We start from the raw sequence: 17712 nt of genomic DNA, 5'->3' as shown, positions 1-17712 counted from the left end.
AAGTACCCTTTTTTTATTTTTAATCGACCAATTTTGACAGCAAATTCTTATTTATAAGAGTTTACAGATTTAGAAATTTTCCAGGTTCCGTTTTCTTTAACAAGTGTGATCAGATCTGTTTTAGCAAAACCATCAAATTGCATCGTAACTTTCGCTATTGCATAATCAGGTAATTCTTCAACGATCTGTGTTGTTGTTCTGCAGTTCATCTTGATTCCTTTTTGTTTTTTCAAAAATTCAATCATCTCATGACGGCTATGTTTCAAATCTTGTTTACCGCAAATTTTCTGGTCAAAATCAGCTGTAAAAAGCTTGTCCAAATTAGCTACCTGACCTTCGGTCATTGCTCCAACGTATTCATCGATGGCTAAATCAGCAGTAATTAAATTGCGTTCTTCTGGTTTAACTGAAGCCATTGAGCAAGTAGAGATTGCAATCATTGCCGCTGCTACAAATGTTTTTACTAAAGTTTTCATATCTTTTTCAATTTTATAATGTATTAGTATATTTTCTTATTTTATTGTCGCTTACTATATAAATTTGTTGCGTACTTTTTTTATTTATTTTCTGATTCAAAGTTAAGACAACGCATATATTGATTTCATTACATTTAGATTAACATTACATTAAAATCGGTAAATGATATTTTTTTCTAGGCGAATGAAATTTCCAATCAATTCTCTTTATAGCCAAAACGTGACAGAATGAATAAATTATTGGTTTGAATATTGTTATTCTATCTATTTCCTGCTAGATTGCATTCTTTCATGACACACTACGATAGCGCATATATTTTTTATATTAAATGTTCTATTTTGATGGTTCTACTTGTACTTGCCGATACTGCATATGCACAACGTCCCGTCAATGAAATAGAAACTACCAAACATCTCGCTGATACAAGTAAACAACGGGACCTGATTGATATTGGAAAAGAAATATTACATATCAAGCCACCCCAAACAGTCGATAGTACAGGAAAGAAAATCTATTTTTCCTTTTTACCCTTTTCAACAAATGTTCCTGGAGGAGGGCATGCTTTAATTACAAGTACAACCGCAGGCTTTTATTTAGGAGATCGTTCCGATACCTATATGTCCAAAATGACATTTACGCCCTACACAAATTTTGGAAAACGATTTGGCCTGCCAATCCGTTCTTACATCTGGTTAAAAGAGAATACATGGGTGATTGATGGGGATATCCGTCTACTAAAATATCCGCACGAAACTTGGGGAATTGGCAAAGAGCATCATGGTGATCAGCAGATTAATTTAGATTACACCTACTTTCGTTTATACCAACATGCATTAAAAAGAATTCATGGAGGCCTTTTTATGGGCATTGGTTATGACCTGGATTATAGAATGAATATTAAGTCTACGAGCAATACCAAGCTCGAAGACTACACTTCCTACCCTTATGGAACAGATTTAAAAGACAATACCATGTCTTCAGGAGTCAGCTTCAATTTAATTTACGATACGCGCGCCAATTCGATCAATACCTGGTCGGGTAACTATGCCAATTTACAGTTCCGTGTAAATCCGACATTTTTAGGAAGCGATCAGAACTGGAAATCGCTATTTCTCGAAGTTAGACGATACCATAGGCTTACCCAAGACAGAAATCGCCAAAATATGATTGCCATAAGGAGTTTCTTCTGGACGGTATTTAATAGTAAAGCGCCCTATCTTGATCTTCCGAATTTAGGATGGGATCCATACAATAGTTCGGGAAGAGGCTTTCCAGTCAGCCGCTTTCGTGGCAAATCACTTTACTATTTAGAAACGGAATATCGTCGTGATATCACCCAAAATGGCTTATTTGGATTTGTTGCATTTATGAACTTTACCACATTAAACGGACCAAAGAATTCCATGTTCGAAGACTGGAACGTCGGCACTGGTGCTGGTGCACGAATTAAATTTAACAAAAACTCGGGCACCAACATTGGAATCGACTATGGTATCAGTAAGAATCACCGCGGCGTTAGGCTCACCTTGGGTGAGGTCTTCTAATTTCTAACTTAAATGATAGCGCTGGTTTTTAAACTCCATTGACGCATAGTACTGATATTTCCTATTGTCCAAGGGATAATCCCAACAGCCCATACGATGGTAGATTTCACCACCAAATCCTGTTTTGAAACGATAAAGGCCATATAAAGGGTGTGAAGGATCTGCCTGTGGCGATACTCCAAAAAAATCATATTCCGTACAGCCTTTTTCTTTCGCAAGCTGCATCGCACGCCATTGCAAAGCGTATGTCGCCATATAATTACGATTTTCGGAAGCAGAAGCTCCATATAGATAAGTCCCCCGATTTGCCGCAATTACCAAAAACATAGCGGCCAAAGGCTGGTTATCCACTTCGGCTACTAAAAGATATACATCTGCGGGAGATAATGTATCACTTGCCCTTGCAGAAAGAACGATCTTAAAATAGCTTATATCATGTAAAAAAAAGTTGTTTCGAAGAGCTGTCTGCCGATAAAGCTCATACCAAACCGCCAAACTTTCAAGCCCCAGCGAACGCACACGTACTCCTTTTCGCTCTGCTAAATTGATATTATATCTCGTCTTAGATTTCATATTTCCAAGCAACATATCCTCACCCTTTCTAAGATCCATAAAAATAGTATTGGAAGGCAGTATATCTGTATTGGCTTTATGAAAGTTCCAGTTTTCTGTATTAAAATTAAAGCGCATTTCCTGAATACGTTTCTCCGGTACCCCTAGCCAGTTACCATGAAGATCATAACAATCATCCTCTTTAGCCCAATGTGATTCCCAAGATAGATCATAGCGTATCATTATACAATTTGGTGGCAGATGGGAACGTAAGCTCTCCGATAACTGTTCTAAAAAATAGCCCTGGTTTTCATCTGAAGGTTCAATCTCAGGCCCATAAGGTACATAGGCAATGCTATGTTCCTGATCTATGGCTTGTATGATAATTAATAGATCGCCGATAAAATAGGTATCGTCTTCGACCCCAACATACAGATCGGATTGTTTGGATTTAAAATTAAATGCCTTGGATTGTATACCTTGCATTTTTTTTACTGCAGACCAATAAGCAGTTTGTTGAATAATACCTGTTTTATAAAGCCCACTGATTTCTTTGTCACTAATGTCTGCTATCATGATATTTTACTATTTAATAGGGTTGTTTTTATAAGATATGCTCAAAATAACCACAATTTTAACACCCAAAAACGGCAAACATAGCCAAAATGTTTGGTTAAGCACACATGCATTTGTCACTTTGTTGTTAATTTCAAGAAATAGAGAAAAACAGGCATTTAAAGTAGCTTTTTTACATTATTTAACGCTATAATATCCGTATTTGAATTGTTATTTTGACCTAAAATTTAAGATATTTGTAGCTTAACAATTCAAATACGATGGACAATAAAGCGATCTCAAAAATTTTCAAATTATGTAGCCAATTGATGGAGCTTCACAACGAAAATCCTTTTCGAACAAAATCCATTGCAAGTGCCTCTTTTAAGTTGGACAAGCTACCTTTCCGTATTGAAGAGGCCAGTCTTGAAGATTTGAGTGCACAGCCAGGAATAGGAAAAAGTACGGCTGAAAAAGCCAAAGAAGTTGCCGCTACAGGAACTTTCAAAGAGCTTGAGGATCTTATTGAAAACACACCATCCGGTATTATTGAAATGTTAAATATTAAGGGCCTTGGCCCTAAAAAGATTCAAATTATCTGGAAAGAACTCGAGATTGAAAGTGTGGGCGAATTACTTTACGCCTGTAATGAAAACCGTCTCGTAGAAGCAAAAGGGTTTGGTCTTAAAACGCAGGAAGACATCAAAAAATCCATTGAGTTTTCTATTTCCAACAAGGGATGGTTTTTATATGCAAAAGTACTTCCACTGGCAGAAAAATTTTTCAACGAATTGAAATTGCATTTCCCTTCTTCGCTGCTGTCATATACAGGAGATTTCAGAAGAAAATGCGAGGTTTTGAGTACCGTAGATCTTTTAATATCGGAAAGTATAGACAACGTCGAAAAATTCCTCGATGGATTTACTTTAGTGGAAAAAACAGAAAACTCCATAGAACTGACCGATGAATTGGGGTTTACTTTCAAAGTATTCAGTAGTAATATCAATGATTTTTATCGCGACCTGGTTCTTAGTACTGGATCCACTGCACATCTCGATCTTCTATTTAATATTCTACCGGATCTTCCTTCACTTTCCAGTGAAGAGGCCATTTACCGTAACTTGGGTTTAGATTATATTGAACCCGAATTACGAGAGGGGTTGAATGAAATAGTGCAGGCTCAAACGCATTCACTGCCAAAGCTGATTCAATACAAAGATCTCAGGGGAACACTCCACAATCACTCCACCTATAGTGACGGCGTACATAGCCTCGAGCAAATGGCATTACATTGTAAAGATGTCCTGGGGCTAGAATATTTGGGTATATGCGATCACTCGCGAACGGCAGTTTATGCCAACGGCCTCTCCATTGAGCGATTGGAGCAGCAGTGGAATGAGATTGCGACATTAAACGAAAAATTGGCTCCATTCAAGATTTTCAGGGGAATTGAATCTGATATTCTAGCTGACGGTTCATTAGACTATCCCGATGAGGTGTTGGCTAAGTTTGACTTCGTTGTCGCCTCCGTACACTCCAATCTGAAAATGGACGAAGACAAAGCCACAACAAGACTAATCAAAGCGATCGAAAATCCGTATACAACAATCTTAGGCCATCCAACAGGAAGACTATTATTAAGTAGAGCCGGATATCCCTTAGATTTTAAACGGGTAATCGATGCTTGTGCGGCAAATGGCGTTGTCATTGAGATAAATGCAAATCCTTTACGATTAGATCTGGATTGGAGATGGCACCGTTATGCAGTAGAGAAAGGAGTTTTACTTTCCATCAATCCCGATGCCCATCGTACAGAGGGATTGCACGATATGCAATATGGTGTATTGGTGGCGCAAAAGGGTGGTTTGCAGGCAAGCAACTGTTTGAATGCATACGCGCTAGATGCCATAACGACCTATTTTAATAAGAAAAAACAAGGCTAGGGTATGTCGAGTAAAACAAATGCTGTTCGGCTGTTGGACACAGCAAAAATTAAGTATGAACTCAGAGCATATGAGGTAGACGAACAGGACGTCAGTGCTGAGCATGTCGCCGAAACCCTAGGTTTGTCACCCGAAACGCTTTATAAAACCCTGGTCTTAAAAGGCAACAAAGATCCTTATATTGTTGCCGTAATTCCCGGAAACGCACAGCTCGACCTTAAAAAAATAGCGAAGGCCTCTGGGAATAAAAACTGCGAAATGCTCCCAATGAAAGACCTTTTAACGGTGACCGGCTATATTCGTGGTGGCTGTTCACCTATTGGCATGAAAAAACAGTTCCCAACCTTTATTGAAGAGGCCGCACAATTGGAGACAGCGATTTCGGTAAGCGCAGGAAAAAGGGGGCTTCAGATTATTTTAGCCCCAACAGACCTGGCTACGATCACAGCTGCCCATTGGTCCGATTTGATCGATATGTGAATTACCCTTTACGCCCATATAATAAAATGCGCTTGAAAGAATAGATCGCTGGAAATTTAGTGAAATGTTTTTCGATACGTGTTTTAAATTCAGTTACAAACACAGACTTCTTATCTTCCTCCAATTGTTCCATGTAAGGAATCAAAGCAGACCCAGCGATAAAATTGTAAAGCATGTCTGCATCAGCAGCAATGAGCGGATATACACGAAGAGAAAGGTTTAATTGATCCAGGCCATTATCAAATAACAATTGCGCATAAGTATCCATATCCAATACCGAAGAAGGCCTATTCCAGCCCCTTAAATAGGATCGATAGGGTTCTTCCGTCGCCAATTCAAATAGAATTTTATTGAGTATATTTTCGGGCTGATAAGGCATTTGTATCGCCAATTGCCCGCCAACATTAAGCTTAGAAATAATTTGAGGGAAAAGAGCCTGATGATCTTCCAGCCATTGTAAAGCAGCATTACTGAATATAAGATCCCAGGTTTTTGGCTCTGCAATGAAGTTCTCAACGGAACTTTGCCTAAATTTCAGACGTTCCGTTTCCAACTTATGGCTTTTAGAAAGCATTTCCGCAGAAGAATCTATCCCAAGAAAGGTCGCTTGAGAGAATTGTTCGCTTAAGATAGCTGTCTGTTCACCTGTACCGCAACCTAAATCGACGGCATGTTCCATTTTATCGGTAGTAATTAGTTCAGATAAATCATAAAACGGTTTAAAACGGACATCTTTAAATTGATTGTATATAGCTGGATTCCAAGGCATATATTTATTAATTAACACCCGTATAGGGCAGTACTACATTTTCTATTTAAACAAAGTAAGAATTTCTGCGGGTTCAACTTTTCCAAAATACGTCGTCAAATCAATTGATTTCAGTAAGGTATCAATCTCTCCTACTTCATGCTTTTCACCAATCAATAAATTTTCAAGTTCATGAATTGATCGGGATGCAAAAAAATCACCGAAAATTTTAGCCCGTTCAATGTATCCTTTATGTACATCCAAATGCAACTCGATGAATCCCGCAGGGATCTTAATTGCTTTTTTAAAGTTATAATTTGGTGAAAAACCGAAGTTCCAATCCCATGTTTCATACTTCTCTTCAACCAATTTTTCTATATTTTTAATATCCGAAGCGGTAAACTCAATCATTTTGGCTGCCGGATTCTCACGTTTTATTTCTTCAATCAACAATTCCTTAAAATCTCCAGTCGTAAAACCAGCAGGTAGATATTCAATTAAGTTTGTGACACGTGCGCGATTCGATTTTACAGCCTTATCTACAAACTTCAATGGATTGACCTTTAAAGCATCGCTTAATACCTGCATCTGCGAATCAATCAATATCGTACCATGTTGAATCATCTTCCCATTTTTTGCAAGCTTGGCATTTCCACTAAACTTCTTCCCATCTACCAGGAGGTCATTTCTTCCTTCTAATTTTGCAGGGATATCCAATTTGTTCAAAATATGTACAATCGGCTGTGTAAAGGTAGAAAAATCCATAAAATCATGATTTCCCAATAAGGTATGAAAAGAAAAATTTAAGTTTCCAGCATCATGATAAACAGCACCACCGCCAGACATTCGTCGCACAACCTTAATCTGATGCTCGTTGACATAATCAAGATTGATTTCGGACAAGGTATTCTGAAATTTACCCACGATAATTGAAGGGTCATTTACATAGAGTAAAAAAATATCCTCTTCAGGAAATTTACCCAATAAATACTCCTCTGAAGCGATGTTAAAATAGGCGTTGCGGGATGGAGAATCGATAATCAGCATATTTTTCTTTTTTCAAAAATAACAAGAATTTAATTCCTGTAATTCATTTCAAATTCATAATTACCGCAAATCATCTAGCTTAGCACTCCCGTAGCGATTTCAACAACATCAATTTTCATCGATACAACTGTCATCAACCTCGTTTTCTGAAAGCAACTTTCTCCGCTAATTTTTCAATAATAAGCGCCGAAAAATCCTCTTTTACAATTTCTTCCGTCTGGCATAATGCACCCGGACTAAATACGTTGATTTCCATAATACGATCTCCCACCACATCCAAACCGACAAAATACATTCCGTCTTGAACTAATTTATTCCGGATCTTATCGACCATAAGCAATAACTCCGGTGAAATAATAGCTGCTTGGGTCTTTGCGCCTTGATGCACATTGCTCCGAATCTCATCACCTTGTTGCACGCGATGAACAGCAGCATATTTTCCATTGATCGAAATAGGCTCTCCATTTAGTAAAAAGAATCTAATATCACCGCGGGCAGCTTCCGGAAGATATTCCTGGCCAATTACATAACCATCTCGGGCAATAGCCTCTACAGTTTGTTTGAGGTTTTGCTGATTATCCTTATTGATTAAAAACACGTTTTTACCGCCGGACCCCTTTAAGGGTTTCAAAATAATAAGCTTATTCTGTTGTTCAAAAAATTCAATGACATCGGCATAGTTTCGGGTTACAATTGTTTTAGGTCGAATAGATTCATCAAATCCCTCGAGATACAACTTATTACTGGCCCGACTAAGGCTATCGGGATCATTGATAACCAATACACCTTTTTCTTTTAGTAGAGCGGCAAATTGTAGGGCTGAAGCAGCAGCCCAAGGTCGGCTAACCATATCCAGGACTGGATCAAATCGTAGCCAGACCACATCCATTTCTTCCAACATCATCTTCGTTTTTTCTGTCGCGCGCAATACTTCCATGAGGCTATTGGTAGAAGTAAGCATCTGATCAGGGAGCACTTTTCGCACATGGGCGGCAATATGGGCCGACTCATAGTAGAAATCGGCCAAGCCAATATAATAAATTTCATGTCCCATTTGATGGGCTTTCAATGCCAAAACAGTCGTCGTGAAACGAGCAGTTTCTTTATGGGTTTGGTTGATCACGAATGCTATCTTCATATAAAATATCTGATTACTGAATCATTTGAAATATTCCATTACTTTTTTTGAGCTGTAACAAGGCATCCTTGTATGGGTCCATTAGATACCTTGGTGTCAGGACTGGAGCCTTCAAGACACCCTTTAACATGAGTTCTTCAACGATTGGGATATAATCTTCGCGGATTTTACCCATCGTCAACAGGGATAGATCTCGCCCGCTCTTGATATAATTAGTCAATTCGATTAAACCACTCAAGTATAATGCATCTTTGGTAAGCCCACCACTTCGATAGACCCGCATTGTCATTTGAAAAGCTGTTTCGGTCAAAAATTGGTACTTGTCTACCAATACTGAAAATGTATCAATAAATGAACCGCCCTGCTGCATATGATGGACAGCGATAACTCTGCCTGCCAGAATACGTAGTCTATTATTTGTCAGGCCCCCCACCAAATACTCAGCAAGTACAGCGAGGCCTTCCTGCAGTTTTTCATAACCGGGAACCCCTAATCTAAAGAGACTGAACGGCTGTTGCTTCCCATTATAGTAAGTAACAATATGTGTACCGACCTCATGTTGAATCAATGCCTTTACCCTATTCCTTGGCAAACTATACTGCTTACTTATATTGAGTACGCCTTGATTTACCATCACGCCATAAATATCATCCCGTAGCCGCACTGTGGTGCCAAAGCTTGGATCTTGGTTTTTCAGATAATCCAATTCTTCCTGGGCGAGCTTAGCGAACTCTTCGGCATAGACAATTTCCTCTTCTTTCGTTCTCACTTCTCGATCCGTTGTCGTAATGGTCAAAATTGCCTGAGCCTTTTCCAACAATTTTTCATTGACAGTACCAAAAACCTGCATACTGCCCAACAAAAATCCTTCTTTTCCCCGCTCACTCAACATGGTCATCATCTGATCAAGCTCCTTGCGTTTATCACGAAACAAATAAGCAATGGAAGGATCAAATAAATCTTCGATATGCAAGTTATAGAGGTTTCTCTTGATAATATCTGGATCAATAGGCATGGGCCTATATCGAAACACAGGAGTTTTTCGGTAATTCCCCTTCTTAAATTGCTGCCAGGCATCGTAAGAATTTGTTGGTGTAACCAATAATAAAAAATCAAATCGTTGACTTTCCCGCGCTAACTTCTGATCAATCTCCCAAGCTAAAGGAAGCATCTTTTTAGGCTGGCTTATTTTAAATGCCGTAGGTTTAGATAAGGTATGTATACGTATGAATTCAAAGAATGTTTTCGACAGACTCCTGGATATGGCTTCACGGAAATGACGCAGATCGATCGGTAAAATTTGCTGATCTACCCCTAAAAGGTATTTCGGTTTTATCTCCAGCCCCATGTAAAATATATTGGTGTTCAGATTATCCAACTGTACACTCGAAGGGGATAAACTTTGCGTTGCATTTGTTTTGGAATCTGTCAGTATCTCCACTTTGGAAATCGATTCCTCTGTTGTCAGTTGCTTACCTAGATACTGAGCGATAGCCTGTACATTTTTCCGCGCAATATGAATTTGAATATCTTCCTCCTGTGCGGAATCTGCTGCCCAAGCCTCAATAATCAAACAGGCACCAAACTCTTCGACAAGTTGATTGAGGATTGGAGCGATCCATTCAGAAACATTCATCTGTGGATCTCTTACCCTAAAGTAAGCTGGTTCTGATTTAACCAACTCTGCCAGCATAGGATCTTGACTAAAAAACTGTCTGTATAAAAACAGATAAGGAACAACTTGATTAAATACCAGTTTGTTTTTTGGCGGAATCTGTACGTGGAAAACCTCCTTATTTTTGATCATTTTTAAAATGCCAGCAAGTTGTTTCGCATTATCTTTCATAGGCAAAATAATTTTCCAGTGTTCCAATGCTGTGTAAGAGAAGTTGTTTATACTCCTGAAGCTTTTGTGGATATACTTCCCCAGTCCATTCGTCCATAAAGTCTTTCCGAAATTCGACAGAAAAAATACAGCCTTTATCACCAAACTTATCATTCAAATACGCAGAAAGGAATCCGCCCTTAAACTTGACATTCTCACGGACGTCGTAAACTTGTCCATCTTTTCCAGTCCGTAGTGCTTCCAAAACCTGATCAGTCAGCGTTCGCCATTTTTTGTGATTATGTTGCGTCCCAATATTAATCTGAGGGTCGGTTTCATTATTTAAACTAGTTTCAGCCCCCCCGCGACGCATATTATAACTATGAATATCATACACGATAAAATAGCCATAATGATCAATCGTGTGCTGAATTGCTTGGCTTATTTCCTCATATATGCTATCATAGGCTGCATACAGCTGATCTTTTAGCTCATTGGGTAGATCTGTTCGCCATACCCGCATCCCCCAAGCTTGCTCAGGTGTAAGATAAATAGCATCTTCTCGTTTTCGATTAAGATCCAGTTGAAACCTGGAAGTTCCAGATACAAATCGATTACAGGGTAATTCAGCCAAAATAGCCGTATAAGGATCCTCTTCGCGTAATCGTTCCTCGTCTGAAATATTTATGTAGGGCATCAAATGCGCATCGACCTGATGGCCATCATGAATGGCAAAAGCCCAAAATGGGCTATCGTAATTTTCAAATTGATAGCGATATGTTAAAGACATGTACCTTTTTTTAAACAGTTTACGTCAAATAGACAGCATTGATTGCTGACCTTTTTGTTTAGATAAACGCTTATGAGCAACAAAAGGTTTGAAAATTAACTGGATTGTCTTGAGAATTAGGGGCTCCCCTTCTTATCCGAAACGAGGCTGTTAAAAATCGTTAAACAGCTAACGGATTTAGTACATTGGCATCTTTGTTGAATATTGTTAAGTAGTTTCATAAATTTAGGTTAATAATTTAGTTAGTTTATAAAAAACCTGTTAGTCCCCGCTAACAGGTTTTTTATTTCCCCTAAAAAGAAAACAAAATAAATAGTAGTATATTTTATTGGAAATCAATAGCAAATAGTCAAAAAATGTTAAAAAGTAAAAAAAACTCCAATCAGTTGAAACATTTCTTGAACTTACTACGTTATATAGGTACTTTTCATAAATTTAGGTTAATAATTGGTTAGGAAAACTCCTGTTGCTCCCCGCTTCGGGAGTTTTTGTTTATCAGCACTTTAAGGAAAATAAAAAACAAAAAAAATCATCAAGCGGACCAGTATTTGAAAACTATACAATGAAATTTGTTTTTAGTCTACCCCGTTTTGATCTTTCAACAAAACTTCAAAAAATCAAATTTCAGGCAGAAATTTTAATAACAAAAAAATGACAATATGTTCATGCTAGGAAAATAAGTTTTGGCATAGGTATTGCATTGTTTTAAGCATTCATAAATTTAGGTTAATAATTGGTTAGTTAAAAACACTTGAAGTTCCCCGCTTCAAGTGTTTTTTTTATAGCATTATAGCAGAAATAAATTAGAGTTTAGCCTCTTGTTGTTCGTTACCGGTTTCCACCAACTGTTTTAATGCAATTTCATATGCTCTCGATGATATATGTGTCTTTTTAGAAGAAACGGTCCTAATTTTCTTTAATGCTTCAAAAATCACACTGGAAACATCCGAAAAAATTGCTTCATCACTAATTTCGATATTACGTTGCATTAAATAAGCAAATACTCTCGCCATACCACAATTCGCAATAAAGTCAGGTATGACCGCAACATGCTGATCTGCGAACTCCATAACAGGCCCATAAAATATTTCTTGATCTGCAAATGGCACATTGGCACCTGAAGCGATCACCTCAAGCCCATGATTTATCATGTGCTGGATCTGATCTTTTGACACTAAGCGGGAGGCCGCAGCAGGCACAAAAATATCCGTTTCCAGGCTCCATATTTCTTTCTGTATCTGATCAAAAGGAATCAGATCCGGAGAACAAAGCTCATTGCCTTTGCGCTCTAAAAACAAACGGGTAATATCTTCCTCTTCAAATCCTTCCGGATTGATCAGTCCGCCGACTCGATCAATTATACCAACTATTTTTACACCAAGTTTAGACAGATAAAATGCCGCTGCGGCAGCAACATTACCCCAACCTTGAATTACCGCTCGCTTCCCAAAGCAATTTTCGCCAAAAAGTTCATAATAATGACGAATTGACTCTGACACGCCATATCCCGTGATCATATCTGCCACTTTGTACTTGCGCTTCAGATCCGGGCTGTAGGAGCTATCTTCCAATACTTTGGAAACCCCATAACGCAATTGTCCAATTTGATGAATACGATTGCTTTCATTCACCTTAAAGTGACCATTCAAAATGCCTTCTTGTGGATGCCATAGTCCATATTCTTCCGTCAACGGGATTACATCATGAATTTCATCGATATTCAAATCTCCACCTGTCCCATAATAGTTTTTCAATAGCGGTGTGACAACTTTAAACCAACGTTCTAAAACTTCATTTTTCCTTGGGTCATGTGGGTCGAAATCAATTCCAGATTTTGCCCCCCCTATTGCAGGGCCAGATACCGTAAATTTGACCTCCATTGTTTTTGCCAAAGATTCTACCTCATGCCTATCCAATCCAGCCCGCATTCGGGTACCCCCGCCAGCAGCACCTCCACGTAAGGAATTGATAACAATCCATCCCCTGGCATCAGTTTCACTATCTTTCCATTCGAAAACAATTTCCGGACTTTTGTGCTCAAAAGCCCGCAATAATTCCTTCATCCCTTCCATACTCCTATAAGTTTCCTCGGCGTTCTTGTTCACGTTCTATTGCTTCAAAAAGAGCCTTAAAATTTCCTGCGCCAAAACTTTGTGCCCCCTTACGTTGGATGATTTCATAAAATAGAGTCGGTCTATCCTCTACCGGTTTTGTAAAAATTTGCAGCAAATAACCTTCTTCATCACGATCAACTAGAATACCCAGTTCTTGGATGATCCGTATCTCTTCATCAATTTTTCCAACTCGTTCAGGCAACATATCGTAATATGCTTCGGGAGGAGCACCCAAAAATTCTACTCCCCTTGCTTTAAGTTCCCGCACGGTGGCCACAATATCTTTGGTTGCTAGAGCCGCATGCTGAACACCTTCACCCTCATAAAATTCAAGGTATTCTTCTATCTGCGATTTTTTCTTTCCTTCGGCAGGCTCATTAATTGGAAACTTAACAAAACCATTTCCATTGCTCATCACTTTACTCATCAAAGCCGAATATTCTGTATTAATTTGCTTGTCATCAAAAGATAAAATATTGACAAACCCCATCACATCCTGATACCATTTTACGGTTTCATTCATCTTATTCCATCCAACATTACCCACACAATGATCAACATAAAGCAGTCCAGTTTCCGTTGGATTGTAATCGCTTTTCCATTTTTCATATCCTGGCATAAATGGACCAGCATAATTGCGGCGTTCAACAAACATGTGGACCGTTTCGCCATAGGTATAAATTCCTGCGGTCCAAACTTCCCCATTTTCATCCTTCAGAAATTGTGGTTCCTGATAGACTTTCGCCCCTCTATTTGTTGTTTCTTCAAATGATTTTCGTGCATCATCTACCCAAAGAGCCAATATTTTGACACCATCACCATGTTTTTTAACATGTTCTGTTATAGGGTGGTCAGATTTCAACGCTGTGGTAAGCACTAAACGTATTTTATTTTGTTTTAACACGTAAGATACCCGGTCTCGAACGCCTGTTTCCGGTCCGGCATACGCATCCGACTGGAAACCAAAAGCTGTTTTGTAATAATGTGCGGCCTGTTTGGCATTGCCAACATAAAATTCAATATAATCTGTGCCATTAATAGGTAGAAAATCTTGCGCTTGGGCAATCTTTTCTGCAAATGTATTTGCCATAATTTATATAAAGGTTATTCTTTTATTTTTCCTAACTCATCCAAGATTTATAATAATCTGGATCTTCTATATCGAGTGCTTCTTGGGTCAACATCAGTGGTCGAAAAGGATCGATCATCACGGCCAGCTCCTCGGTTTTCACTTGCCCAATGCTTTTTTCCACCGTCCCTGGATGAGGTCCATGCGGTATACCACCTGGATGTAACGTTATCTGTCCCCTTTCCACGGATTTTCGACTCATAAAATCGCCATCCACATAATATAGGACTTCATCTGAATCTACATTACTATGGTTATATGGTGCTGGAATCGAATGAGGATGATAATCATACATACGAGGGCAAAAACTGCATAATACAAAATTATCTGTTTCAAAGGTCTGGTGAATGGGTGGCGGTTGATGCAATTTACCTGTTATCGGCATGAAATCATGAATCGAAAATGCCCATGGAAAATGATAGCCATCCCAACCAACAAAATCAAATGGATGGCTCCCATAAACATACGGATAAATCATCCCTTGCTTCTTGATCTTCACTTCAAAGTCACCCAGTTCATCAAAAGTTTCCAAATTTTGAGGTACCCGAATGTCCCGCTCAAAAAAGGGCGCATGTTCCATCAATTGACCAAATTCATTGCGATAACGTTTGGGCGTACGTACGGGAGAGAATGATTCAACAATAAACAGTCGATTATCTTCCTGTTCAAATTCCATTTGATAAATCGTTCCTCGGGGGATTACCAAATAATCTCCATACTTGAAGGGGATACTCCCATATCCAGTCTTGAGTTTCCCCATCCCCTGATGGATGAAGACAATCTCATCTGCCTGGCTATTTTTATAAAAATAGTCATCCATCGACCGACGGGGAGCTGCTAAGGATATATGTAAGTCCTGATTAACCAACACAGGTGTCCTGCTTTCGAGGTAGTCATCTTTTGCCTGTACCTGAAATCCCTTCAGACTGGTATGTTTAAGATGTTTGTCGCGGGCAATCCGGGGAGACACATCATAAGGCTCTCTTATTTGTTTAACGAGTGTGGGTGGATGACAATGGTACACTAAGGAATAAAGACTGGAAAAACCATGTGTGGATACTAATTCCTCGGCATAAAGCGTGTTATCGGGCTTTCTAAAAACAGTATGTCGCTGCATTGGAATTTGCCCTTGTTTAACATAAAATGGCATAATTCTACGATTTAAACGGTTATAAAATTAAATGAATATCCAAATTGCCAATAGAACTATCGGCAAGTAGTAAAAGAGAAGATTAGTATTGTGCAAAAACGATATCAGCTATGATTGCTTTATTAAAAGCAACATAGGGCATGGAGGACGCAAAGCGATGTACACCACGATTGATCATTTTTTATAGTTTATAATGCTTTAATAAAGGTAAGAATATTTTTCTATTTTCAAGAGAAGAAATATTTTTTTCAAATCTTATACAATATATTTGTGTCGAATGCTAACAACATTGAATAACCAAATAGAACACTTCATATATGAGAATTGTCACTAGCACTAAAAATGGTCAACAAGAATTGGGCATTGTTATAGACGACCGCTTTTATAGTTGCTCAGTCATCGATCAAAACCTTCCCACAACGATGTCGGACTTCCTCAAAGGTGGCGAAGAGACCATGAATCAGCTACAAATCTTTGAAACAGCTTTGCGTCAAGGAGCTATGAACAGGCCCTATCGTCTACTAGACGATATCCAACTCATCGCCCCCGTGCCACAGCCAACATCTTTTCGTGATGCTTACGCTTTTCGACAGCATGTCGCAACCTCGAGAAGAAACCGCGGATTAGCTATGATCCCTGAATTTGATGAATTTCCCGTTTTTTATTTCTCCAACCATCAGTCCATACAGGGACCTGGTCCCGTTCAATGCATGCCCCTACATTTAAATCAACTGGATTTCGAACTAGAAATTGCAATAGTCATCAACAAACCAGGAATCAATATCCCCGCCGCTCAGGCAGATGAGTATATTGCTGGCTATATGATTATGAATGATTTTAGTGCCAGAAAACTCCAAATGGAGGAAATGAAATTGAGTTTGGGCCCTGCCAAGGGCAAAGATTTTGCAACAGCAATTGGACCTTACTTGGTGACAAAGGATGAATTGGAACCTTATAAGGTTCAACCTGCAGCAGGACATATTGGCGACTGTTATGAGCTCAATATGACTTGTAAAGTAAACGGCACGCAAGTCTCAGCGGGTAATTTTGCGAGTATGCACTGGACTTTTGCAGAAATTATTGAACGTGTTTCCTATGGTGTACAAATTTCCCCTGGTGATATAATCGGTTCTGGGACAGTCGGAACAGGCTGCTTTCTTGAGCTCAATGGTACAGCACGCATAGCGGATCCTAATCATAAAGACCAATGGCTCGACCTTGGCGATGAGATTGAATTAGAAATCACGGCGCTCGGAAAACTTTCCAATTCTATTGTATTATACCATTCATAAATCTACGGATATGACCTCTTCCTTTGAAACCATCACCTTTGAATCTGTTAAAGACAAAGCTATTATAGATAATTTAATTAAGTATGCTGTTGCACCGCGGCCAATTTGCTTTGCAAGCACGATCGATAGCAATGGAAACATAAATTTAAGCCCCTTCAGCTATTTTAACCTGATGTCCCATCAGCCGCCAATCTGTGTTTTCTCTCCCTTGCGACGCATGCGTGATGGTAGTACCAAACATACATTGGATAATATACAGGAGGTTAATGAAGTTGTCATCAATATTGTTAACTACGATATGGTCCAGCAACAATCACTTGCCAGTACCGAATATGGCAAGGAAATAAATGAATTTGATAAGTCGGGTTTTACGCCTATTCCCTCTATTCGAGTCGCACCACCTCGTGTAGCCGAATCCCCAGTCCAGCTGGAATGTCGGGTCAGAGAGGTTGTCGCATTAAGCGATGAGCCAGGAGCTGGAAATCTCGTTATTGCCGAGATCCTCTATATGCATGTCCATAAACACTTGTTGGGCAAGAACAATACCATTCAACAAAAAGATTTGGATCTGGTAGCCCGGCTCGGTGGTGATTGGTATTGTCGTGTAACCGACGAAAACTTATTTATTGTACCGAAGCCCCTCCGTAACCTGGGAATTGGCATAGACCAACTTCCAGAAAAAATTAGATTTTCGAATGTATTAACCGGAAATCACCTGGGGTTGCTGGCCAACGTAGAAACACGACCAACATTAAAAGACCCACAGCAAGAAGATAAGTACTTCAACTATCTGAAGCTAAACTTTGAAGACAGCCCATCAAAGTTCACACAAAAAATTCACGAATATGCTGCCCAACTATTAGACGCGGGCAAACTTAATGAAGCCTGGCAAATACTTTTGCAGGCATAGCTTAAATAGACAGTAAAA

At 39.0% G+C, this 17712-nt stretch carries 15 protein-coding genes; 5 read left to right on the top strand and 10 right to left on the bottom strand.

Annotated features, from left to right (window positions below; translation table 11 throughout):
* Positions 1-47: 47 nt before the first annotated feature.
* Complete coding sequence (locus K2F45_RS08755) at positions 48-476, bottom strand: nuclear transport factor 2 family protein (RefSeq protein ID WP_083663549.1); 429 nt, start codon at positions 474-476, stop codon at positions 48-50.
* A gap of 342 nt (positions 477-818) precedes the next feature.
* On the opposite strand from K2F45_RS08755, the gene K2F45_RS08750 reads away from it, so the two are divergent.
* The gene (locus K2F45_RS08750; RefSeq protein WP_232475793.1) at positions 819-2021 is read left to right on the top strand and encodes a BamA/TamA family outer membrane protein; all 1203 of its coding nucleotides are present in this window, start codon (positions 819-821) and stop codon (positions 2019-2021) included.
* 3 nt (positions 2022-2024) lie between these two features.
* On the opposite strand, the gene K2F45_RS08745 is transcribed toward K2F45_RS08750, so the two are convergent.
* The gene (locus tag K2F45_RS08745) at positions 2025-3149 is read right to left on the bottom strand and encodes a lipid II:glycine glycyltransferase FemX (RefSeq protein WP_088160892.1); all 1125 of its coding nucleotides are present in this window, start codon (positions 3147-3149) and stop codon (positions 2025-2027) included.
* A 260-nt stretch (positions 3150-3409) separates the two neighbouring features.
* Between K2F45_RS08745 and K2F45_RS08740 the strand changes: the two genes are divergently transcribed.
* Together K2F45_RS08740 and ybaK are read left to right on the top strand one after the other, a co-directional pair.
* Entirely contained in the window at positions 3410-5071 is a 1662-nt protein-coding gene (locus K2F45_RS08740; protein WP_075991804.1) for a DNA polymerase/3'-5' exonuclease PolX, read from the top strand.
* 3 nt (positions 5072-5074) lie between these two features.
* The gene (gene ybaK / locus K2F45_RS08735) at positions 5075-5551 is read left to right on the top strand and encodes a Cys-tRNA(Pro) deacylase (RefSeq protein WP_075991803.1); all 477 of its coding nucleotides are present in this window, start codon (positions 5075-5077) and stop codon (positions 5549-5551) included.
* Position 5552: 1 nt separating this feature from the next.
* On the opposite strand, the gene K2F45_RS08730 is transcribed toward ybaK, so the two are convergent.
* The 8 genes from K2F45_RS08730 to K2F45_RS08695 form a co-directional block, all read right to left on the bottom strand.
* Positions 5553-6320 (bottom strand): methyltransferase domain-containing protein, encoded by a 768-nt coding sequence (locus K2F45_RS08730; RefSeq protein WP_075991802.1) that lies wholly within the window; start codon positions 6318-6320, stop codon positions 5553-5555.
* A 42-nt stretch (positions 6321-6362) separates the two neighbouring features.
* Entirely contained in the window at positions 6363-7346 is a 984-nt protein-coding gene (locus K2F45_RS08725; protein WP_070569302.1) for a lipoate--protein ligase, read from the bottom strand.
* Between the two features lie 133 nt (positions 7347-7479).
* On the bottom strand, positions 7480-8484 hold the full coding sequence (locus K2F45_RS08720; protein ID WP_075991800.1) for an ATP-grasp domain-containing protein: 1005 nt from the start codon (positions 8482-8484) through the stop codon (positions 7480-7482).
* A 13-nt stretch (positions 8485-8497) separates the two neighbouring features.
* Positions 8498-10330 (bottom strand): peptidase MATCAP family protein, encoded by a 1833-nt coding sequence (locus K2F45_RS08715; RefSeq protein ID WP_088160887.1) that lies wholly within the window; start codon positions 10328-10330, stop codon positions 8498-8500.
* On the bottom strand, positions 10320-11099 hold the full coding sequence (locus K2F45_RS08710; protein WP_248933322.1) for an N-formylglutamate amidohydrolase: 780 nt from the start codon (positions 11097-11099) through the stop codon (positions 10320-10322). Before K2F45_RS08710 ends, K2F45_RS08715 begins: the two co-directional genes overlap by 11 nt.
* An 803-nt stretch (positions 11100-11902) precedes the next feature.
* A complete protein-coding gene (locus K2F45_RS08705; RefSeq protein WP_237242073.1) occupies positions 11903-13204 on the bottom strand; it encodes a Glu/Leu/Phe/Val dehydrogenase dimerization domain-containing protein in 1302 nt (433 codons plus the stop codon).
* Positions 13176-14303, bottom strand: a complete 1128-nt coding sequence (gene hppD / locus K2F45_RS08700; RefSeq protein WP_248933321.1) for a 4-hydroxyphenylpyruvate dioxygenase — start codon at positions 14301-14303, stop codon at positions 13176-13178. The genes K2F45_RS08705 and hppD overlap by 29 nt, the downstream gene beginning before the upstream one ends.
* Positions 14304-14334: 31 nt before the next feature.
* Positions 14335-15492, bottom strand: a complete 1158-nt coding sequence (locus K2F45_RS08695; protein ID WP_248933320.1) for a homogentisate 1,2-dioxygenase — start codon at positions 15490-15492, stop codon at positions 14335-14337.
* A 317-nt stretch (positions 15493-15809) separates the two neighbouring features.
* Between K2F45_RS08695 and K2F45_RS08690 the strand changes: the two genes are divergently transcribed.
* Positions 15810-16784 carry a fumarylacetoacetate hydrolase family protein gene (locus tag K2F45_RS08690; protein WP_075991795.1) on the top strand — a complete coding sequence of 325 codons (975 nt, stop codon included), beginning with the start codon at positions 15810-15812 and terminating at the stop codon, positions 16782-16784.
* Between the two features lie 10 nt (positions 16785-16794).
* Positions 16795-17694 carry a flavin reductase family protein gene (locus tag K2F45_RS08685; RefSeq protein ID WP_075991794.1) on the top strand — a complete coding sequence of 300 codons (900 nt, stop codon included), beginning with the start codon at positions 16795-16797 and terminating at the stop codon, positions 17692-17694.
* The last annotated feature ends 18 nt before the right edge of the window (positions 17695-17712 follow it).

Origin of the sequence: Sphingobacterium siyangense (assembly GCF_023277505.1) — a bacterium.
GTDB classification, from domain to species: domain Bacteria; phylum Bacteroidota; class Bacteroidia; order Sphingobacteriales; family Sphingobacteriaceae; genus Sphingobacterium; species Sphingobacterium siyangense.
This window is presented reverse-complemented; position numbering and strand designations above follow the sequence as displayed.